This window comes from Gammaproteobacteria bacterium, assembly GCA_009838035.1.
Classification (GTDB): domain Bacteria; phylum Pseudomonadota; class Gammaproteobacteria; order Steroidobacterales; family Foliamicaceae; genus Foliamicus.
The window spans coordinates 386,928-407,531 of sequence record VXSK01000002.1 but is presented as its reverse complement, the minus strand read 5'-3'; the positions used below and the strand labels follow the sequence as shown (position 1 = coordinate 407,531).

The window sequence follows — 20,604 nt, the reverse complement described above, 5'->3', positions numbered from 1 at the left end:
TCACGCGCCGCGCCAGCGGAACATCGTCGCGCCGATCGTCAGGAAAGCCGCCGTGATGCCGGTAAGGATCAGCAGTTGCGGCAGCACATCGGCAAATCCCGCGCCGTACAGCATGATTTCGCGCGCGGCCGTCAAGGCGTGCGTCAACGGAAAGATGTTGGAAAGCTGCTGCACCCACTGCGGAGCGCCCGCCAGCGAGAACCATACGCCGGACAGCAGCATCATCGGCCAGGTCACCAGGTTCAGCAGCCCGCCCGCCAGTTCCTCGCTGGTCACGCGCGCCGCCATGGCCAGGCCGATCGAAACCAGGCTGATCGAAGCCAGCACCGCGACCAGGAACAGCGCCAGCCCGCTACCCTCCATGCGGGCATCCAGCAGCAGCCGGGTCGCGCCGTAGAGCAGCAGGGTGACGAAGATCGCCAGCAACAGGCGCGAAAGAATCTGCGCGGACATGAACTCCACCGGCCGCAGCGGTGTGGCCTTCAGGCGTTTCAGGAAGCCGTTCTTGCGATACCGCACCACGACGTAGCCGACGCCGAACAGGCAGCTGAACATGATGTTCATGCCGAGGATGCCCGGAATCAGCCAGTCCACGTAGGTGATGGGATCGCCGCTGGCCGGCTGCCGCAGCCACGCGCCCTCCTCCGACGAGGCTTCAAGCAGGCGCTCGGCGAAATATCCGCCCGGTGATTCCGGGTTGATCCAGTAGGTTCCGGCATTCAGGTCCAGGGCCAGGTCGAGCTGGTGGTTGGCCACCCGTTCGATCGCTTCCTCCTGCTCCATGGCGATGAAGTCGAAATAGCGGGTCTCGAGGTAGGGGTGCGCGGCCGTGTCGATCTCCTGTTCGGCCTGCACCAGCGCCACCTTGTAGGAGGCACGGTCGCCGCCGGAGAAGATCGCGGCCATGCCCGCCACCAGCAGCAGCGGCATCGCCACGTTCCAGCCGAGCGTGGCCTTGTCGCGCAGAAACTCGAGGTTGCGCGCGTGCAGTATCGCGAGTATTCGTTGGATCATGATCTGAGCTCCTTGCCCGTGAGGTCCAGGAACAGGTCCTCCAGGCGGAAGGGACGGATGTTCAGGCGGCCGAGCGGCGCTCCGGCGCGGCTCAGGCGGGTGATGGCCTCATTGGCGTCATCGGTGTGAATCTCGACCAGCCCGTTGCGCCGATAGGTGTGAAAGGGAAACTCCGCCGGCAGCTCCTCAAGGTCGGCTTCGGGCAGTTCCAGGATGATTTCCTTGTAGTGCGCCTTCAGGAGCGTGTCCGGGGCGCCCTGGGTGACGATCACGCCCTCGTTCATGATCACGATTTCGTCGCACAGCGCCTGTGCTTCTTCCATGTAGTGCGTGGTCAGCACGATGGTCTTGTTGCGGGCGCGGATCCGCTCCACCAGTTCCCAGAAATTGCGCCGCGCCTGCGGGTCCATGCCGGTCGTCGGCTCGTCCAGGAACAGGATCTTCGGATCGTTCACCAGCGCGATCGCCAGCAGCAGGCGCTGGCGCTGTCCGCCCGACAGCTTGCGGTTGTCGCGCTTCTGGAGCTCTTCCAGCGCGCAGTCGGCGATCACCTGGTCGATGTCGGCCCGGCGCCGGTACAGGCGGTGGAACATTTCCAGCGTCTCGCGCACCGTGATGAAGTCCTGAAGTGCGGCCGTCTGGAACTGCACTCCGGAATCCTGCCGAAATGCAGCTCCGGCTTTCTCGCCCTCGTACAGCACCTCGCCGGATGTGGCGGGCGTTACGCCTTCGATGATCTCCACGGTGGTGGTCTTGCCGGCGCCGTTCGGCCCGAGAAGGCCGAAACAGCAGTTACGCGGCACGTCGAAGGAAATGCCGCGAACCGCGTGAACCGGTCCATAGTCCTTGACCAGCTCACGCACCGCGAGGATGGGTGGGTCCGTCATGCGCGGGGCTCAGGCCGCCAGGCGGCGCAGCACGTAGGGAAGGATGCCTCCATGTCGGAAATATTCGTGCTCCTTGGGCGTGTCGATTCGCGAGCGGGCCGCGAAATCGACCGTGGAGCCGTCGGTGCGGGTGGCGCGCACCGACACGTCCACTCCGTTCGGCGCGGAGATGTCATAGGTCTCGCTGCCGTCCAGTTCCAGGCTTGCGGCATCCGTCCCTTGCGGAAACTCGAGCGGATGCACGCCCATGCCCACGAGGTTGGAGCGATGGATGCGCTCGAAGCTGGTCGCGATCACCGCGCGCACGCCCAGCAGGGCCGTGCCCTTGGCCGCCCAGTCGCGCGAGGAGCCCGAACCGTATTCCTTGCCGGCCAGCACCACCAGAGGCGTTTTCTCTTCGCTGTAGCGCATGGCGGCGTCGTAGATGCTCATCACCTCACCGTCGGGCTGGAGCCGCGTCCAGCCGCCGTCCACGCCGCCCGCCAGTCGGTTGCGCAGCCGGATATTGGCGAAGGTGCCCCGCAGCATGACTTCGTGGTTGCCGCGCCGCGAACCGTACGAGTTGAATTCGCGCGGCGCCACGCCCTGTTCGCTCAGCCACTGGCCGGCGGGCGATCGGGCCGGGATCGCCCCGGCAGGCGAAATATGGTCGGTCGTGACCGAGTCCCCAAGCAGCGCCAGGACCCGGGCGGCGGTCACGCCCTGCGGCTCTTCGGGCTTGGCCGACATGCCGTCGAAGAACGGCGGACGGCGAACGTAGGTCGAGTCGTCGTCCCAGGGATAGCGGCTGCTGGCCGGACTCTCCAGCGCGTTCCAGCGTTCGTCGCCGTCGAACACTCCCGCATAACCCGCTTCGAACTGCGCCGCGCGCACGTGCTGCGCCACTTCAGCCTGCACTTCGGCGGCGTCCGGCCAGACATCGCGCAGATAGACGGGATGGCCCTCCGAGTCCAGGCCAAGAGGATCGTTCTCGATGTCCACGTCCATGCGCCCGGCCAGCGCCCAGGCCACGACCAGGGGAGGGGAGGCCAGGTAGTTGAAATACACTTGGGGATGAATGCGCCCCTCGAAGTTGCGGTTGCCGGACAGAACGCCGCAGCCGCCCAGTCCGGATTCCTCGACGTGGCGCGCGATGTCCTCGCGCAGGGGCCCCGAATTGCCGATGCAGGTCGTGCATCCGTATCCGACGATCTCGAAGCCCAGCGCCGACAGGTCGTCCAGAAGGCCGGCGGACTCCAGGTAACGGGTCACCACCCGGGAACCGGGCGCCAGGCTGGTCTTGACCCAGTCCGGGGGCCTGAGGCCGCGCTTGCGGGCCGCCCGCGCCAGCATGCCGGCGGCCATCATGACCGACGGATTGGAGGTGTTGGTGCAGCTCGTGATGGCCGCGATCAGCACCGCGCCGTCACCGGGCTTGTCTCCCGAGAACGGAACGGCAGTTTTCCCGCGCTCCTTCAGCGCCGAAGCGAAAGCCGGCTTGCTCTGTGTGATCGGAATCCGGTCCTGCGGACGCCGGGGGCCGGCGATGGACGGCACGACGGCGTCCAGGTCGATGTCCAGCGTGTCGTCGAATTCCGGTTCGGGGCCTGAATCCTCCCGCCACAGGCCTTGTGCCCGGGCATACGCATCCACGATTTCCACATGCTCTTTGCTGCGTCCGGTGAGCTCCAGGTAGCGAATTGTTTCGCCATCAACAGGAAATATGGCACAAGTGCTTCCGAATTCCGGTGACATATTGGCCAAAGTGGCCCGGTCGGCCAGCGGGAGGCCGTTCAGCCCTTCGCCGAAGAACTCGACGAACCAACCAACGACGCCCTTCTCGCGCAGCGCCTCGGTTACCGTCAGCACCAGGTCCGTGGCCGTGGAGGCGGGGCGCAGCTTGCCGTGCAGGCGCACGCCCAGCACCGGGGGAGGCAGCATCGTGATCGGCTGGCCGAGCAGGGCGGCTTCGGCCTCGATGCCTCCCACGCCCCAGCCGAGCACGCCGAGACCGTTGACCATGGTCGTATGGGAATCGGTTCCTACCAGCGTGTCGGGGTAGAGCAGGGTTACGCCATCGTGCTCCTTGCGGAAAACGACCCGCGCCAGTCGTTCCAGATTGACCTGGTGGACGATCCCGGTGTTGGGCGGCACGACCTTGAGCTGGCGAAACGCCTGCTGTCCCCAATGCAGGAAGGAATAGCGCTCGCGGTTGCGCTCGAATTCGAGTTCGTTGTTCCGGGCCAGGGCATCCGGCGTGGCGTAGTGATCGACCTGGACCGAGTGGTCCACGACCAGTTCGGCCGGCGCCAGTGGGTTGATCGCCTGGGGATCGCCGCCCAGCGCCTCCATCGCGTCGCGCATCGCCGCTAGGTCAACGACCGCCGGAACGCCGGTGAAGTCCTGCAGGATCACTCGGGCCGGCCGGAACTCCAGTTCCCGCTTTCCGTGCAAGGCGGCGAGCAGGTCCGCGCCGGAGGCCTTTCCATCCGCGTTGCGCAATAGATTCTCAAGCAGGATCTTGCGGCAGTAGGGCAGCTTCGCGACTTCGCTCGCATCGAACGCAGACAGTCCGTGGTAGGCAAGGCTGTGTCCGCCGATCTCAAGCCTGGAGAGTTTCCGTGCACTCATTACAATTAATCCTTGATATAGAAATTACAGTTATATCTTTGATATGCCTTTAATTATTTCTGGCAATCTGTAGAACCAGACGAACAGCACCATGCATACCTGCGCGATCGCAGGGATCGCGACCATGCAGAAAAGGATGGCCGTCGCCGCGCTGGCCGGCTGGTCCGCGGGGTCCAGATTGATGTTCAATCCGCCTGCCTTCAGGATGAACCCCAGCAGGATGGGGCCGAGCGAATAGCCCAGTCTTTCCACGAACACGTAGACCGACGTGTAGAGGCCTTCGCGGCGCAGCCCGGTGCGTTCCTGGTCGTAATCGATCGTGTCGAGCCACATGGCCTGCGAATAGAGCAGGATCGCTCCCGCAAAGAACCCGGAAAACGCTCCGCGGACAACGAGGAAGGCAATCATCGCCTCCCTGCTCCAGTCCGGGCTCACCAGCAGCCAGCTCAGGTGGGCGAAGATCTCCGCACCCGCCCCGATCAGGACGCCGCGCCGCTTGGTGATGGACCGGCCGAACCATTTCCAGAACGGAATCGCGACGAGGATGGTCAGGCTTGTAGAGACGGCCAGCCAGGGCAGAAGTGTGAGTGGCTGCTTGAGGACCACCGTAAACATGTAAACGACGGTGCCGCCCGTAACGGCCAGCGCCACGAATTGTGTGCACTTGGCGCCGATCAGCAGCACAAAAGGCGTGTTCTTGCTGACCGTCCGGATCTGTTTCCCAATGGACAGTTTCGGTTGTTTTTCAACTGGTGCGGAATACGCTCCGCGAGTACCAAGAAAGGTTGTCAGCATTGCGACCAGAACTACTGCGCCGAGCGTCCCCGCCATGATCTGAAAGGCGGAAGCGCTCGTATCGCCGCCGAAGAACTCGAGCATCGCCGGGGCGACCGATGCGCCAAGCGCGGCCCCCACCATCATGAACACCGAGCGATAGCTCATCAGGCTCAGGCGTTGCATGCGATCGGTGGTCATTTCCACGGGAATCGTGAGATACGGAACGTTGAAAATGGTGAATCCCAGGGAATAGGCGATCAGTACCGCCATCACCAGGACGGTGGAAGGCGGCAGTACGTCCGACATGCCGTGTAGGGAAAAGACGGCCGGAAGCGAAGCGGCGCAGATCACGGCGCCCAGCAGCAGGTAGGGCCGGCGGCGACCCCAGCGGCTGCGCGTGTGATCGGTCACCCAGCCCATCAATGGGTCGCTGAACGCATCGATCAGGCGGGCGGCTGTAATCAGCGTTCCGGCCAGGGCCTCGTCCACCTTGAGCACAAAGGTCAGGTAGTACATGGCCAGCGCGGTGAAGACGTTGAGGTACGTAATCGTCCCCAACGAGCCGAATCCCCACGTGATTCTCTGGTGCAGCGGGACGTTGGCCTGAGGTGCGATGGACTGGTTCAAGGCCGTGATTCACTCGACGCGGGGTGGGGCATGAGGGCGCTATTCTACGGGTCAAACCGCGCACCGCACGAGGGCAGCCGTTTCCCGGGCGCTTGCGTTCGGCACGCCGAAGCGCTTATGTTGCGCCAATGAATTCGGTCAGTCCCTGGAATGAGTTCCGCCGGGGGTGGGTACCCCTTGGCGCCGCCGTCATCGGCAAGGCGTTCAGCTTCGGAACCATCCCGATCTACGTGGTGGGCGTGTTCACGATTCCGCTGGTAGAGGCGTTCGGCTGGACGCGCGGCGAAATCGCTTTCAGCTTCACCGTGGCCACATTTACCTCCGCCAGCCTATCCGCGCTCGTTGGTTGGCTTTGCGACCGTTTCGGTTCGCGTCCGCTGGTACTCGTCGGTACGATCGGATATGCCTTTGGCATGGCGATCATTGCGACCAGCAGCGACTGGCTGTTGCGGTACTACGCTTCCTGGTCCCTGGCGACAATGCTGGGGGTCGGTGCTTCGGCGATAGCCCTGACCAAATTCGTGGCCGGGTGGTTCGAGCGCAAGCGGGGCCTGGCTCTTGGAATCATGCTGATGGGCAGTGGGCTTACCGCAGCCATGGCGCCTCCCTTCGTAGCTACGCTGATCGAAAACTTCAACTGGCGAGCGGGTTATCTGGGACTTTCGGCGGCGATCCTTCTTGTCGGAGTTCCCGTGATATTTTTCTGGTTGAGGGAAGCGCCTCTCAAACAATCCGCTGCCGGGCAGGCAGCTGCCAGGCGCAGTACCGGATTCCGGCTGGCCGTGGAGTCCCGCGCATTCTGGCTCATGTCGATTGCGTTCTGCGCCGCGACATTCGGAATCGCCGGGTTGATTTCCAGTTTTGCCCCTATTCTCGAGGACGCCGGTTATTCGAGGGTGCAGGCAGGGACGCTGACGGGATTGATCGGATTATTCGTCATGGTCGGTCGGCTGGGTGTGGGCTACCTGCTCGATCACCTGTGGGCTCCGGGACTGACTTTCGTTGCATTGTGCTTCGGCGCCGTGACTTGCGGATTGCTGACACTGCCTGAACTGCCCGTCTGGATGGTGGTTCTCGCGGCCTTTTGCCTGGGCGTTTCCGCCGGAGCGGAATGGGATGCGCTTTCGTATCTGACCGCGCGCGAGTTCGGCCTCAAATCGTACGGCCGCGTGTACTCGCTGCTGGTCATCAGCGTTGCGGTCATCACGGCCATAAGCCCTCCGATCTTCGGCAATACGTTCGACCAGCAGGGCTCCTATCGCGAGGTGCTGCTGATTTCAATGGTGCTGCTGGTGCTGGGCCCTGCCTTGCTGCTTTTCCTTAGCAGGGGCCGCGGTCCCGTGGCGGGGCACTGACGCCAGTCAGGACTCTGCACGGCGAGGCTCCCGACAGTTCAGGTTGCGCCGATGAGCCCCGACAGTCCCTGGAGCGAGTTTCGCCGCGGCTGGCGGCCGCTGGGTGCTGCCCTGGTCGGCAAGATATTCAGTTTCGGCACCGTGCCGGTTTACCTTTTGGGTGTTCTTACCATCCCCCTGGGGGAAGCCTTCGGTTGGTCCCGCGCCGAGGTGGCCCTGAGCTTTACGGTCGCCACGATGACCGCCGCGAGCGTGGCGCCGCTCCTCGGCTGGCTTTGCGATCGCTACGGCGCCCGGCCCCTGGTGATCTGGGGCACGGTGGGCTATGGCCTGGGCATGGCGCTCATCGGCACGAGCAGCGACTGGCTGCCGCGCTTCTACGCCTCCTGGTCGATCGCAACCGTCCTTGGCATGGGCGCCTCATCGATCGCGCTGACGCGGTACGTGGCCGGATGGTTCGAACGCAAGAGGGGCATGGCCTTCGGCATATTGCTTTCGGGAAGCGGACTGGCGGCTCTGTTCCTGCCGCCCTATGTCGCCACCCTCATGGATTACTTCAATTGGCGCGCCGGTTTTTACGGAGTCTCCGCGCTCATTCTCCTGGTGGGGGTTCCTGTCCTGATCCTGGGTTTGAAGGATGCTCCGCGCAAGCCGGCCGAACCCCCGCCGAAGGAGAACGAGGCGCCTGCCCGGCCGGGTCAGGCCAGGCCCGACTCGGGGTTCCGGCTGGCGGTTCGGTCCCGAACCTTCTGGATCATGGCAGTCGCATTCTGCGCTGCGACGTTCGGTCTGTCGGGAATGATTTCCAGTTTTGTCCCCATCCTCGAGGACGCCGGTTATGCGAGGCCGCAGGCGGCGGCGCTGTTCAGCCTGGTCGGTCTGTTCATCATGGTGGGAAGAGTGGGCGGCGGATATCTGATCGATTACGTGTGGGCGCCGGGCCTGGCTTTTGTGGCGCTGGCCGTCGGGGCGGCTGCCTGCGGATTGCTTACGCTGCCGGAACTTCCCCTGTGGACGGTAGTGTGCGCGGCGGCTTGCGTGGGCTTGTCCGCGGGCGCAAAATTCGCCGCCCTGCCGTACATGATTGCACGCGAATTCGACCTTGCATCCTACGGGCGCGTTTACTCGCTGATCATGATCTGCCAGGCTTTCATAACCGCGACCAGCCCCGTGATATTCGGGCTCACCTTTGATCGTGAGGGATCGTATATTCTGGTGCTGCTGCCGGCGATGGCGCTGCTTGTGCTGGGCCCGGCGCTGCTGTTGCTGCTGGGGCGCGACAGGGCCGAGTCCCGTGGGCGCTGAATCGGTCCCAAAATACCTTGCAGCTCAGATACTTCGCCCGGAAAGCGTATAATCGTGGCGCATATGAAAGTCCTTCGACGCGCATTGCTTGCCCTGGCCGGCGCCTTCCTGGCGGTGCAGCCGGCACTGGCTTGCCATTGCCCGGAAGACTTGCTGACCCATGCGCGCGAGACCTCGGTCGAAGAACCTGCCTGCCACGAATCCACTGAGACGGGGCATACCGATACGCAGCAGGGCGATTGCCCGCAGTGCGCCGATTGCGGCGACTACGAGCCGGCCCCAGCACCTTCGGCAGCCCAGGCCTTTGCATCCAATCATCTGCCGGAGTTCAATCCGGCGCCGGCGATTACCGGTCATCCGGCCGTGTCCGTTCGCCCGCAAACGGTTCGGAATATCGGACCGCCTCCCGCGATCCCTCGGGCTGCGTTAACGCCCGTCTTTCTGAAGCAGCGCCTCCTGAACTAGCCATCGAGCGCAACGCTCGCACCGGGCGCGCGCCCGGTGCGCTTCCGTACCCGCTCATTTCCCTCAAAGGGAGATCAAGATGGCCAGAAACAGCCGAAAACCATTCTTATTCCTGGCGTGTTCGCTTGGTCTTGCTCTAAGCGCACCGCCCCTGTTCGGGCAAAGCTTCGAGGAGCTTGAGGCGCGTCTCAGGGACCATCCCGCACTCCAGGCGCTCCGCCTGCAAACGCAGGCCTACCGCGAAGATGCCGTTGCCGCCGTAGCGTGGCCCGATCCTGTGGTATCGGTAGGCGTCAACAACTTTCCATTGCTCGACCCTTCATTCCGTACTTACCTGCCTACCAACAAGGCGCTCGGCATAAGCCAGCAGATTCCCAACCGGCCCGAACGCGCAGCCCGGTCGGAGCGCGCGAATCGCCGCGCCGCGCACAATGACGCGGTGGAAGCTCTGCAGTTTGCGCGGATGCGCGCCGAATTGATCGTTGCACTGGTCGAAAGGCGCCGTATAGCAGAGCAGGTTTCTTTCCTGAGGCAGCAGGATTCCCTGTATGGCGAACTGGAGCAGATCGTGCAGGGCGAGATTGCCGCAGGGCGCCCGGTGCTGTTCCGCCTGGCCGAGATCGACCTGCAGCGGTCGGAGGTCGACCGTGCCCTGGCGGACCTCGAAGGCGAAAGGGCAGAGGTCGATGCGCGTCTTCAGGACCTCGTCGTCGGGGCCGGAAACGTGCCTCCGCCGGATCTGGAGCCACAGGCCTGGTCGGGAAATCCCGATGCCTTTCACGCGGTACGGGTGGCGCGGGAAAACATAACCGTGGCCGACGCAGGCGTGTCCGAGGCGCAGGCCGCCTGGAAACCGGACTGGGGCCTGCAGGTTACTTATCAGCAACGTGACTCGGGCGCCTCGGGCATGCGCTTTCCGGGCGACGACTGGGTATCGGCCGCCGTAACTTTCAGTGTTCCCTTGTGGGGCAGCCGTTCGCAGGCTCCGGCGCTACGCGCGGCGCGGGCTGAGCGGGAAAGCGCCAGAAATCGCCACATGGCCGCAGCGAGGACCGCGGCGGCCCGGTACGCGGCCCTGGACGCGACCAGACGGGCCGCGGAAGCGGCCTTCGCCGCGCTGCAGACAAAGATCTCCGCCATCCGCGAGCAGGTTCAGGCTCAGCGGACCCGGTACGAGTCGGGAATAGGGGACTACTCGCCGGTTATCGATGGCGAACTGGCGGAACTGATCCTGCTGGGCCGTATGGCAGACGAGCAGGCCCGCCGCGATCGCGCTGTTGCGCAACTCAACTCCTTACTGGTGACGTCATGAACAGTTTTAATTTCCGTTGTTATTTCGCCGTGTTGCTGTTGACCGCATTGGCGGTTGGAGGCTGTGGCGGAAACGGGTCCGGCCCCGATTCGTCGACGGGACAGTCCCCAACGTTTGTGCAGGCGGATCAGCAACACACCTGCCCGATGCATCCTCAATTCGTGTCACAGGATCCCGACGTCCCCTGTCCCATTTGCGGGATGGATCTCGTGCCCGTTTCGAATGGGTCCACACTCCCGGAAGGCGCCGCGCTGGAGGTGCGGGTAGCGCCGGAAATGATCCAGACCATGGGTGTGCGCACCGCCCGCGTGGAGACTGCCTTTTTCGACAGGACGGTGCGTGCGTACGGAAACGTCGAAAGCAACGAACGGCTTGAGACCGTTGCGGTTTCCCGGCTGGAGGGCTGGATCGAAGACCTGGCGGTGCGTGCGGAGGGAGACGAGGTTACGCGCGGCGCGCTGCTGTATCGCGTATACAGCCCCGAGTTGATTGCCGCGCAGAAGGATTTCCTGGCTGCACTGGAGGCGGGCCGCCGGACGCGCATGGATTCGGGCCGCCAGCGTCTGATTTCCGACGGCATGCAGGCCGCCGCAATCGAGCAGCTCGTCGAAAACCGCGAAGTGATCGAGCGCTTGCCCGTTTACGCGGAGGCTTCCGGGACGATATCCGCCCTTTCGGTGCGGGAAGGCGATTACGTGAAGCCCGGAACGCAGATCCTGCGTCTTCAGTCGTACGAAAGGGTCTGGATCATCGCCTCCATCCCCGAAGCGGACCTGTCCATGGTGGAGGCCGGACAGACGGTTTCGCTGCAATTCCCGAGCGCGCCGGGGGCGCCGAACGAGGGAACGGTGGACTACGTCTATCCGACAATCGATCCCAGGACCCGGACCGCAGACGTCCGCATCGAGGTGGACAATGCCTCCGGGGCGCTGCGCCCCGGCGCCTACGCGGACATTCAATTCAGCCTGGGAAGCGGTGAAGCGCGCCTCTCCGTGCCGACCGAGGCCCTCCTGCGGGACAGCCGGGGCGAGCACGTGATCGTCGCCTTGGGGGACGGCCGCTTTACCGGCCGGGCCGTGGAGACAGGCGTTGCCGGGGGCGGCCGCACGGAAATTCTCAAGGGCCTGAACCCAGGCGAGAGGGTGGTGGTGAGCGGGCAGTTCATGCTCGACTCCGAGGCCAACCTGCGAGAGGGGCTTGCCAAGCTCGATTCGCTGCCCCCGGGCGGCGCCACGGACCATTCCATGCACAGGCACTAACCGTGGCCGAGCATCCGACAGAGCAGCTGGCCGGCCGGGACCCGTCGGACTCGGCGATCGCCCGGCTGATCGCCTGGTCGGCGGACAATCCGATCATCGTGCTGACGCTGGCCGGCGGGCTCATGCTGGCCGGCTGGCTGTCGCTGGAACGGACGCCGCTGGACGCCATACCGGACCTGACCGACACGCAGGTGATCATCCGCACCGAGTTTCCGGGGCAGTCCCCGCAGATCGTCGAGGACCTGGTGACCTATCCGCTGTCGGCCAATCTGCTCGGATTGCCCAAGACCAGGGACGTGCGGGGCTCGTCGATGTTCGGGACCAGCTTTGTCTACGTGATCTTCGAAGACAATGTGGACCTGTATTGGGCGCGCTCGCGGGTCGTGGAGGCCCTTTCACGCCTCAGCGCGGAATTGCCGGAAGGCGCAACACCGCAGATCGGTCCGGACGCGACCGGGGTGGGGTGGGTATATCAATACGCTCTGGTGGACGAGAGCGGGCGCACGGACCTCGCCCAATTGCGTTCGCTGCAGGACTGGTTCCTGCGTTTTGAGCTGGCCGGCGTCGACGGGGTGGCCGAGGTTGCGTCCGTGGGCGGTTTCGTGCGCGAGTACCAGGTGCTCATCGACCCCAACAAGCTGCGCGCCTACGACGTGTCCATCCGGCGCATTTCCGAGGCGGTCGGAGCCGCGTCCAGCGAAGTAGGCGGACGCGTGCTGGAGCAGGGTGAAAGCGAGTTCGTGATCCGGTCGTCCGGTTACGTGGAGGACCGTCTCGACCTGGAGCAGGTGGTGGTGTACGCGGAAGACGGCACGCCCGTGACCCTCGCCGACGTGTCGCGGATCGTCGAGGGCCCGGCGTTGCGGCGCGGCATCGTGGACCTGAACGGCGTGGGCGAGACCGTCGCCGGAATCGTCGTTATGCGCGACGGGGAAAACGCGCTGGACGTGATCCGCCGGGTAAAGGCAAGGCTGGAAGACCTTGAGCGCGGGCTGCCCGAAGGCGTCCGCATCGTCACGACCTATGACCGCGCCCCGCTCATCGAAGGGGCCGTCTCCTACCTGTATCGCAAGCTGATCGAAGAAGGGATCGCGGTGGCGCTGGTGATCTTCATCTTCCTGCTGCATGTTCGCTCCGCTTTCGTGGCCCTGATCACGCTGCCGCTGGGGGTGCTCGGAGCATTCGTGATCATGTCCGCGCAGGGCATAACCGCCAACATCATGTCGCTGGGCGGTATCGCCATCGCCATCGGCACGATGGTGGATGCCTCGATCGTGATGGTGGAGAACGCGAACCGGAGGCTGTCGGATCTGGGCGCGGGGGCCGGTCGCGAAGCCCGCCGGCGAGCCGTCATCCAGGCGGTAAGGGAAGTCGGCCCCGGCGTGTTCTTCTCCCTGCTCATCATCACCGTTTCCTTTCTGCCGGTATTCGCGTTGACCGGCGAAAGTCACCGCCTGTTCGCCCCGCTGGCCTACACCAAGACCTACGCAATGGGTTTCGCGGCCTTGCTGTCGGTCACGCTGGTGCCGGTGCTGATCCTGCTGCTCCTCAAGGGGCGTCTGCGGGTGCGCAATCCGGTCAGCGAGTTCGCCGCGCGACTCTATGCTCCCTGTCTGCGCGCTGCCTTGCGGTTCAAATGGATGACGGTGACGGCGGCCGTAATCCTGATCGCAAGCGCATTGATTCCGTATTCCCGCCTGGGATCGGAATTCATGCCGCCCCTTTACGAAGGCGAACTGCTGTATATGCCGACCACGCTGCCGGGCGTTTCCTCCACGAAGATCCGCGAGGTCCTGGGCCAGACCAACCGGGTCATCGCGGACGTGCCGGAGGTCGAGAGCGTTTTCGGCAAGGCCGGCCGGGCGGACACCGCCACCGACCCGGCGCCGCTGACGATGATCGAAACCTGGATTCGGCTGAAGCCGATGTCCGAGTGGCGGGACGGAATGACGCCGGAAAAACTCATCGAAGACCTGAACGGCCGCCTTCAGATGCCGGGCCTGACCAATTCCTGGGGCAACCCGATCAATATTCGGATGGACATGGTGTCGACCGGCGTGCGCACGCCCGTCGGCGTAAAGATTACGGGTGACGATCTCGCCGAGATTGAGCGGATCGCCCGCGAAGTGGAATCGGCCGTCAGCCGGGTCCCCGGCACCCGCACGGCGCTTGCCGACCGGGTGCTGGGCGGCAATTACCTCGAAATCCTGCCGAATCGCTCCGAGCTTGCGCGCCGGAATATCGACATGGGCGTATTCCAGTCGGTCATCCAGACCGCGCTGGGCGGCATGAAGCTCGCCGAGAGCGTGGAAGGACGCGAGCGCTACGACATCATGCTGCGCTACGACCGGCCGTTTCGGGAGACCCGGGACGATCTTGAGAACATCCTGGTGCCGACGCCCACGGGGGCGCATATTCCGCTCGGAGAACTCGCAGCCGTGTCCTTTACCGAGGGGCCGCCCATGATCCGTTCCGAGAACGCGCGCCTCACCGGCTGGGTCTTCGTGGATATCGAGGGCCGGGACCTGGGCGGCTACGTTGCCGAGGCCCGGCGCGTCGTGGACAGCGCCGTGCGGCTCCCGCCGGGCTACGCGATCGAGTGGTCCGGGCAATACGAGCAGATCGAAGCGGCCGGGGCACGTCTCAGGATCGCCATACCGTCGGCGATCGCGCTGATCTTTCTGCTGCTGATGCTGCACTTCGGACGGCTGGACCGGACCGCCATCATCATGCTTTCGCTGCCCTTCGCCCTGATCGGGGGACTGTGGGCGATATGGCTGGCCGGTTACAACCTGTCCGTGGCCGTCGCGGTGGGGTTCATCGCGCTCGGTGGAGTTGCGGCTGAAACCGCGGTGGTCATGGTGATGTACCTCGACAACCACGTGCGAGAGGACATGCCCGCAAACAAGGAGGAAATCATGCTGTCCATCAGCGTGGGCGCCGCGCTGCGCCTGCGGCCCATACTGATGACCGTGATAACGGTGCTCGTCGGCCTGATGCCGATCTTCCTGACCAGCGGGCTCGGTGCGGACGTGATGCGCCGGATCGCGCTGCCCATGCTAGGCGGGATGGTTTCGACGACGGCGCTTACGCTGTTGGTTATCCCGGCGGTGTATTTCGCCTGGGTCGGGAGGAAACTACCGCCCGCCGCGCTCGACGAGTGACTGCCAGGTGAATTCCTCGGTCCAGGGCGCGCCGGCCACGCGCCGCACCAGTCGGTCGCGTTCGTCCTGCAGGACCTCGCCGAATTCCGGAGAAGGCGCATAGTCGTCTATTGCCGCGGCATCCAGCAACCCCTTCTCCTCAAGGATTTTCTCGAGGACCATGACCCGGTCGCGCAGGATCCAGAGCTCCGACAGGAGCTCCGTGTTCATGCGCAGCAGCCGGTCCAGGCTTTCGTCGCCGGTGAGCGGACGGGTCGGCGGTTTGGTCATGCCGGGATCGAGGGCCTCCCGCTCTCGTCCGCGGGGTGCAGCGCAACGCTCAAGGCTTGGTCGCTACGTTGACCCAGGGGTAGCCCCTTGAATCCAGGGCGCGCGCTTCGAGCACCTTGAAGCCGACTTCTTCGAGCACCGTCGCCCAGTCCATCGAACAGGCCGCGCTGAAGAAGGGTTCCCCGCGATATTCGCTTTCCCAGTCCAGGATCGCGGCCTGGAATGCGTCCACGCGGCTGAATGGCGGCGGGTCGTTGATCACGATGTCGCCGCCGGGCTTGAGGATCCGGTACGCCTCGCGGATGGTGTCGATGCTCACCTTCACCGGCATTTCGTGCAGAAGCGCGTACATGAGCACGGCATCGTAGGACTCGTCCGGCTCGCCCGTGTCGCGCGCATCGCGCTGCTTCAGGTGGATGGGTATTCCCATGGTGCGCGCGGCCTTGTGCCCGCCCTTGAGCAGCGACGTCGAGATGTCGCTGCCGGTCAGCTCGGCGTCTGGATACACCTTGCTGCAGGCTGCCAGCGCGCCCAGACCTCCGCATCCGGGTTCGTAGATGCGGTCGTAGTGGTCTTTCGGCAGCAGGCTAACAACATCCACGCGCTGCCGGCGGATGTCCTGGTCCACTTCCACGGCCGCATAGCCGCCGCGGGAGAAAACATGTGGGGCCACTCCCGCCATGAACATCGGGGTGGCCAGGTCGTAGCCGTCCCAGCCGCCCGGCTCCAGGTGCCACTCCACGCCTTCGTAGTACTTCGGAATCGGCACGCTGTCGTCGAGTTCCAGCGAGCCGCCTTCGTATTCCGGCTCGCGGCTGAGGACCTCGATGCACTCTTCGCGCTTTTCCTCCACGGCCGGAATCGCTCGCACGAAATTCTCTTCGGCCACGTAGCGCTGATAAAGCCTCTCGTGCTGGTAGGCCGGGCATTCCAACGCCGCCTTGCGGGCTTCCCGCGCACGTTTCAACTGGGCGCGCGGTTCCGGCTTGACCTCGGCTTCGAGCAACTCTCGCCCTTTCTCGCTGGCGGCAAACTGCTCGCGCGCAATATCGCGAATGTGGCTGGAGGAAAAATGCTGCAGCGACCCCAGGAACTGAAGGCCGGCGCGGTGTCTCTGGCTGATCGGGATCATGCGGGTTCCCTCGGTTGGCGGTTCGATTAGTTTAGCGCGAAAGTGGCTGGCACGTTTGCTTGCGGTGCTTGCTATTGCATCGACAGAACAAACAGCCCGTTCTGCATATCGCTGACGAGCAGCGTTCCGGAAGGAAGAAACGGGTACACGCTCCAGGCGCCCTGCAGGCTCCGGGTGTTACTGTCCGGGAACGTGTCGAAAAAAGCGATTTCCCTGATGTCCTCCGTCGTCAGGTCGCCGAACTCAAGAACCCGCAGACCGGAGCTGTAGTTTGCTTCGAACACGCGATTTCCCTGCACGTAGAGGTTGTGATCGGTCGCTTGCGTGCCCAGGTCGTGCGCATAGAGGTGTTCCAGGGAATCCAGGTCCGAGACGTCGAATACATGCGTGCGCGTGGTCAGACCGTAATTGGTCTCGTCCAGCTCATCGCCCAGCAGGAAGTAACGGTGGTCTTCCGTTAGCCAACCCTGGTGCACGTAGCCCAGTTGCGGGTACGTGATGGATGAAACGCGCACAGGGGCGGACTTGTCGGTAACGTCGACCACCTCGACGTGGTTCTCGTTGGAGCTGAAGCAGATTTCCCGTTCGCGATGCTCTTCGTCCGGGCCCCGGTAGATGACGCACTGCGTATCGTGCGTCCTGGTCACTTCGTGACAGCCGGCAAACATCGGATTGATGGGCGTCCGGATGTTCATGATGTGCAGCCCGCCGTCGCAGGTGTCCGTCGATACCGCGTAGGCGAAGCCGGTTTCTTCGTTGATCGCCAGGTTGTGCGAGTGCCGGAAGCCGTCATACACCGTATCGGGGGAAAAATCCGCAGGCCCGGACAGGCCCCGCAAGCGCGTCAGGTCGAATACCTGCATGCCGTGCGCGCCGGCGTTGTCCGCGACAACGTAGGCATGGTCGCGGTACACCTTGATGTCCCGCCACACGGAATTGCTGGTTTCCGTCGGCAGCCTTCCGAGGAACAACGGGCTTTGCGGCTCGGAAACGTCAACAAATGCGGTGCCGTTGGTCATGCCCATCAGGGCGTATTCCTTGCCCGTCTGCGAGTCCCGCCAGCCCCAGACGTCGTTGCCCGAGGTTCCCTCCATGGTGGCTAGCGAAACCCGTTTCTCAAGCGAGATGCCCCTGCAGGCGAAATCTCCGGCGTTGCCGTCGATGCAATTTTCCGGTCCGGTGCCGAGGGTCGCGGGTGACGGCGGTGTGACGGGCGGCGGCGGTGGCGGAGGCGTAACGGGAGGCGGCGGAGGTGGCGGGTTTGTGTCGCCCCCACCGCCACCGCAGCCGGACAGGACCGCGCACAGGAAGAGCACCGCGGCCGCGCCGCCTGCGATTCTTCTCCTGACCCGCATGATTACCCTAAAGGTCTATAGTTGCAGCCGAAACAAAACAGGGAGCACACCCATGCGCAAATTTACTCTATTGCTTGCCGGCGTACTGATGTTCGCGGGCGCCCAGGCGGACAGCCACGAACCCGAGCCGGGCTACGCTACCTTCATACGCACCGCGGTGCTCGCACGCCGGGCCGACCTCGAGCCGTCCATCACGTTCTGGAGGGACGTAATGGGCTTCGACTACGCCGGCGATCCGGAAGCGCGCACGGGCTTTGCCCATCTGCTGGGTTGGAACGAAGATTCGACCACCTACTTCACCATTTTCACGTCCAGGGAGGGGGCCATGATCGGCCTGTTGATGGTGGAGGACACTCCGGATTTTCCCGAGCTTGATTTGCCCGATGAAGGCACGGCCTATGGCGGCGTGGTGCTGGTGCACATGGGCAAGAATATTCGCGACGTTTACGACCGCGCCGTCGCGCACGGTGTCGACATCGTCAAGCCCTACGGACCGTCGCGCACGGGCCGCTCGATGACGATCCTGCTGCGCGCCCCCACGGGCCAAATGGTCGAGATCTACGAAATGATCGAGCAGGATCAATAGGGCCCGATCCAGTATAGTGGCCGCCGGGAAGGAGGGCGCGGCACTTTGCGAGAGGACGTCAACCTGCAATGGCGCATTGCGGCGCGGCCGGAAGGCAACGTGCGTCCGAGCGACTTTGAGCTGGCCGAACGGCCTATCCCTTCGCCCGGGCCCGGCGAAATGCTGGTGAAGACGCGCTACCTTGGCCTGGCGCCGGTGATGCGGATGTACATGCAGGGCCTCAATCCCTCGGGAGAGACGCCGCTGGACATAGGCGACGTGATCCACGGGCGCGGAGTGGGCGAAGTGGTGGAGTCCAACCACCCGGACTACCAGCCTGGGGACATCGTTCAGGGACAGCTTGGCTGGCAGACGTGGAAGGTCACGGCCGCGACGCCGCGCGAGCGGTTCTTCAAGTGCAGGGACTACGGCCTGCCGTTTTCTCTGGGCGCCGGCGTACTGGGGATGACCGGGGTAAGCGCCTATTGGGGACTGCTGGACTGCGGGCGGCCCAGGTCAGGCGACCTGGCGGTCGTGTCCGGCGCCGCGGGCGGGGTCGGTTCGATCGTTGTGCAGATGCTGAAGATCCACGGCTGCCGCGTCATCGGCATTGCCGGGGGTCCGGAGAAATGCCGCTTCATCCGGGAACTGGGCTGCGAGCAGGCCATCGACTACAAGAACGAGGACGCCTGCGCACGCGTCGCGGAACTCTGTCCCGACGGCATGGACCTCTACTTCGACAACGTGGGCGGCGAATTGCTTGCTGCCTGCCTGGACAACCTGGCGTTCGGCGCGCGTATCGTGCTGTGCGGTTCGATTTCGGAATACCTGCGAGGGGAACGCTTCGCGCTTCCCAACTACCTGAATCTGCGTTCGGCGAATGGCAGCATGACCGGCTTCTTCGTCTACAACTACCAGGACCGTTTCCAGGACGCCTTCGACGGATTGGCGGAGTGGATAAAGGCAGGTAAGCTCAAACCCGTCCAGGACGTCGTGGAGGGCTTCGAGAATATGCCGGACGCCCTGGCGAGGCTGTACGATGGGCGCAACGTAGGCGTGCAATGCTGCAGCGTGCGGGGAGAACCGGAGAAAAAACACTGATGAATACCGCGATTGCCGCTCCCTATCCGCGACCTGCACGCCGCTGGTACATGGTGGTGCTACTGACCCTGGCCTACTTCATTTCCTATATCGACCGCACCGTGATCGGTCTGCTGGTGGAGCCGATGAAGGCGGACATGGGATTGACGGACGGCCAGATGGGCCTGTTGATGGGTTTGGCCTTCGGTATCTTCTACGCCACGATGGGCTTGCCGCTGGGCTGGCTGGCGGATCGTACGCGCCGTGTGACCATCGTCAGTTGCGCAATCGCGCTGTGGTCCGCCGCAACCGCGCTCTGCGGACTGGCCAGCAATTATCTGCAGTTGTTCCTGTTGCGCATGAGTGTCGGGGTGGGCGAGGCGGCCTTAAGTCCCTGCACGATGTCGATGATCGCGGACAGTTTCCCCAAGGAGAAGCGCGGCAAGGCCATTGCCGTGTACTCCATGGCGCTGTCGCTGGGCACGGCTTTCGCCTACTACGTGATTGGCGCGCTGCTGGCGGCGCTGCGCGGGGTTGAAGTGCTCAATTGGCCGCTGGTAGGCGCCATCAGACCGTGGCAGGCGGTTTTCATCATTGTGGGGCTTCCGGGCGTGCTGCTGGCGCTGGCCATGCTGACGGTCCGCGAGCCGGTGCGCCGCGACCTTGAGCGGGATGTCTCCTCCCTTCCGGGGCGCAGGCACCTGCAGATCAACGCCACGCCGGTGCTCATGTTCCGGCATGTCTTCACGCACTGGAAGACCTATCTGACGTTCGTGTTGCCGTTCTGCCTGATGACGACCGTCGCCTACACGCATCTCTGGATGCCGGCGGTGTTTTCAAGGACCTGGGGCATGGAGACGCCTGAATTTGCCCAGATCAAGGCCATCGTCACGGTGCTGTGCGCGCCCGCCACGGTATTCGCGGCCGGCGCGTTGTCTGATTTTCTGGTGCGACGAGGGCGCGATAACGCCCCCTTGCTAATCGCCGTGGTGGGCGCGTTCATCTTCGCGCCCACCGGTTTTCTTATTGCCCTGATGCCAGGCACGGTTTCGGCGTTCGTGGTTTTGGGCGTAAGCCTCGTGGGTATCGCCACCACCACCTCCACCGGCGTCACCGCGCTGCTGATGATCACGCCGGCACAATTTCGCGGCCAGATTACCGCCATCTATTACATGGCGATCAGCATTACCGGCCTCACGCTGGGGCCGTCCACCGTGGGCTGGCTGTCGGACTGGTTCAATGGCGGAACCGGCGTGGCGGGCATGGACGCGCTTGTGGAGTGGGTGTTGCCCGGGGCGACCGGCGCCAAGAGCCTGGCTCTTGCCTTTGCCGCCGTGCCGCTGCTGTACGGTTCGGTGGTGCTGTTGCTGGCGCCCGTCACCCTGCGCTGCTTTCGCCGCGAACTCGCCCGTATCGGGGAGAACTAG

At 64.2% G+C, this 20,604-nt stretch carries 16 protein-coding genes; 9 read left to right on the top strand and 7 right to left on the bottom strand.

What is annotated here, in order from left to right:
* The 4 genes from F4Y72_01835 to F4Y72_01820 are packed head-to-tail and all read right to left on the bottom strand — an operon-like array spanning position 1 to position 5,924.
* Positions 1-1,017 carry an ABC transporter permease gene (locus F4Y72_01835; protein ID MXZ27027.1) on the bottom strand — a complete coding sequence of 339 codons (1,017 nt, stop codon included), beginning with the start codon at positions 1,015-1,017 and terminating at the stop codon, positions 1-3.
* Positions 1,011-1,901 carry an ABC transporter ATP-binding protein gene (locus F4Y72_01830; protein MXZ27026.1) on the bottom strand — a complete coding sequence of 297 codons (891 nt, stop codon included), beginning with the start codon at positions 1,899-1,901 and terminating at the stop codon, positions 1,011-1,013. Before F4Y72_01830 ends, F4Y72_01835 begins: the two co-directional genes overlap by 7 nt.
* A 9-nt stretch (positions 1,902-1,910) precedes the next feature.
* The gene (acnA, locus tag F4Y72_01825) at positions 1,911-4,511 is read right to left on the bottom strand and encodes an aconitate hydratase AcnA (protein MXZ27025.1); all 2,601 of its coding nucleotides are present in this window, start codon (positions 4,509-4,511) and stop codon (positions 1,911-1,913) included.
* Positions 4,512-4,541: 30 nt separating this feature from the next.
* Positions 4,542-5,924 carry an MFS transporter gene (locus F4Y72_01820; protein MXZ27024.1) on the bottom strand — a complete coding sequence of 461 codons (1,383 nt, stop codon included), beginning with the start codon at positions 5,922-5,924 and terminating at the stop codon, positions 4,542-4,544.
* A gap of 119 nt (positions 5,925-6,043) precedes the next feature.
* Between F4Y72_01820 and F4Y72_01815 the strand changes: the two genes are divergently transcribed.
* From F4Y72_01815 to F4Y72_01790, 6 genes are all read left to right on the top strand, one after another.
* Positions 6,044-7,270 carry an MFS transporter gene (locus tag F4Y72_01815; protein MXZ27023.1) on the top strand — a complete coding sequence of 409 codons (1,227 nt, stop codon included), beginning with the start codon at positions 6,044-6,046 and terminating at the stop codon, positions 7,268-7,270.
* A gap of 51 nt (positions 7,271-7,321) precedes the next feature.
* A complete protein-coding gene (locus tag F4Y72_01810) occupies positions 7,322-8,575 on the top strand; it encodes an MFS transporter (protein ID MXZ27022.1) in 1,254 nt (417 codons plus the stop codon).
* 63 nt (positions 8,576-8,638) lie between these two features.
* A complete protein-coding gene (locus F4Y72_01805) occupies positions 8,639-9,040 on the top strand; it encodes a hypothetical protein (GenBank protein ID MXZ27021.1) in 402 nt (133 codons plus the stop codon).
* A 79-nt stretch (positions 9,041-9,119) separates the two neighbouring features.
* Positions 9,120-10,352 carry a TolC family protein gene (locus F4Y72_01800; GenBank protein ID MXZ27020.1) on the top strand — a complete coding sequence of 411 codons (1,233 nt, stop codon included), beginning with the start codon at positions 9,120-9,122 and terminating at the stop codon, positions 10,350-10,352.
* Positions 10,353-10,498: 146 nt separating this feature from the next.
* On the top strand, positions 10,499-11,611 hold the full coding sequence (locus F4Y72_01795) for an efflux RND transporter periplasmic adaptor subunit (GenBank protein ID MXZ27019.1): 1,113 nt from the start codon (positions 10,499-10,501) through the stop codon (positions 11,609-11,611).
* A 2-nt stretch (positions 11,612-11,613) separates the two neighbouring features.
* Positions 11,614-14,775 (top strand): efflux RND transporter permease subunit, encoded by a 3,162-nt coding sequence (locus F4Y72_01790; GenBank protein MXZ27018.1) that lies wholly within the window; start codon positions 11,614-11,616, stop codon positions 14,773-14,775.
* Here F4Y72_01790 and F4Y72_01785 read toward each other — a convergent pair.
* The 3 genes from F4Y72_01785 to F4Y72_01775 all read right to left on the bottom strand — a co-directional run bounded on the left by F4Y72_01785 (position 14,749) and on the right by F4Y72_01775 (position 17,340).
* The gene (locus F4Y72_01785; GenBank protein MXZ27017.1) at positions 14,749-15,045 is read right to left on the bottom strand and encodes a hypothetical protein; all 297 of its coding nucleotides are present in this window, start codon (positions 15,043-15,045) and stop codon (positions 14,749-14,751) included. The genes F4Y72_01790 and F4Y72_01785 overlap by 27 nt on opposite strands.
* Before the next feature lie 49 nt (positions 15,046-15,094).
* Positions 15,095-16,177, bottom strand: a complete 1,083-nt coding sequence (locus F4Y72_01780) for a class I SAM-dependent methyltransferase (GenBank protein ID MXZ27016.1) — start codon at positions 16,175-16,177, stop codon at positions 15,095-15,097.
* A 71-nt stretch (positions 16,178-16,248) separates the two neighbouring features.
* Entirely contained in the window at positions 16,249-17,340 is a 1,092-nt protein-coding gene (locus tag F4Y72_01775) for a choice-of-anchor B family protein (protein ID MXZ27015.1), read from the bottom strand.
* A 244-nt stretch (positions 17,341-17,584) separates the two neighbouring features.
* Here F4Y72_01775 and F4Y72_01770 point away from each other — a divergent pair, with 244 nt between their 5' ends.
* Genes F4Y72_01770 through F4Y72_01760 form a run of 3 tightly spaced genes read left to right on the top strand, consistent with a single transcriptional unit; the run spans position 17,585 to position 20,604 of the window.
* Positions 17,585-18,118, top strand: coding sequence for a VOC family protein (locus F4Y72_01770; GenBank protein MXZ27014.1), 534 nt, complete (start codon positions 17,585-17,587; stop codon positions 18,116-18,118).
* A gap of 45 nt (positions 18,119-18,163) precedes the next feature.
* Positions 18,164-19,198 (top strand): NADP-dependent oxidoreductase, encoded by a 1,035-nt coding sequence (locus tag F4Y72_01765; protein MXZ27013.1) that lies wholly within the window; start codon positions 18,164-18,166, stop codon positions 19,196-19,198.
* Positions 19,159-20,604 (top strand): MFS transporter, encoded by a 1,446-nt coding sequence (locus tag F4Y72_01760; GenBank protein MXZ27012.1) that lies wholly within the window; start codon positions 19,159-19,161, stop codon positions 20,602-20,604. The genes F4Y72_01765 and F4Y72_01760 overlap by 40 nt, the downstream gene beginning before the upstream one ends.

What these genes read in the sequence shown, in the direction of transcription:
- F4Y72_01830 (MXZ27026.1), bottom strand. Translation starts at nt 1,901, where the DNA reads ATGACGGACCCACCCATCCTCGCGGTGCGTGAGCTGGTCAAGGACTAT.
- acnA (MXZ27025.1), bottom strand. Translation starts at nt 4,511, where the DNA reads ATGAGTGCACGGAAACTCTCCAGGCTTGAGATCGGCGGACACAGCCTT.
- F4Y72_01815 (MXZ27023.1), top strand. Translation starts at nt 6,044, where the DNA reads ATGAATTCGGTCAGTCCCTGGAATGAGTTCCGCCGGGGGTGGGTACCC.
- F4Y72_01810 (MXZ27022.1), top strand. Translation starts at nt 7,322, where the DNA reads ATGAGCCCCGACAGTCCCTGGAGCGAGTTTCGCCGCGGCTGGCGGCCG.
- F4Y72_01805 (MXZ27021.1), top strand. Translation starts at nt 8,639, where the DNA reads ATGAAAGTCCTTCGACGCGCATTGCTTGCCCTGGCCGGCGCCTTCCTG.
- F4Y72_01800 (MXZ27020.1), top strand. Translation starts at nt 9,120, where the DNA reads ATGGCCAGAAACAGCCGAAAACCATTCTTATTCCTGGCGTGTTCGCTT.
- F4Y72_01795 (MXZ27019.1), top strand. Translation starts at nt 10,499, where the DNA reads ATGCATCCTCAATTCGTGTCACAGGATCCCGACGTCCCCTGTCCCATT.
- F4Y72_01785 (MXZ27017.1), bottom strand. Translation starts at nt 15,045, where the DNA reads ATGACCAAACCGCCGACCCGTCCGCTCACCGGCGACGAAAGCCTGGAC.
- F4Y72_01780 (MXZ27016.1), bottom strand. Translation starts at nt 16,177, where the DNA reads ATGATCCCGATCAGCCAGAGACACCGCGCCGGCCTTCAGTTCCTGGGG.
- F4Y72_01770 (MXZ27014.1), top strand. Translation starts at nt 17,585, where the DNA reads ATGCGCAAATTTACTCTATTGCTTGCCGGCGTACTGATGTTCGCGGGC.
- F4Y72_01760 (MXZ27012.1), top strand. Translation starts at nt 19,159, where the DNA reads ATGCTGCAGCGTGCGGGGAGAACCGGAGAAAAAACACTGATGAATACC.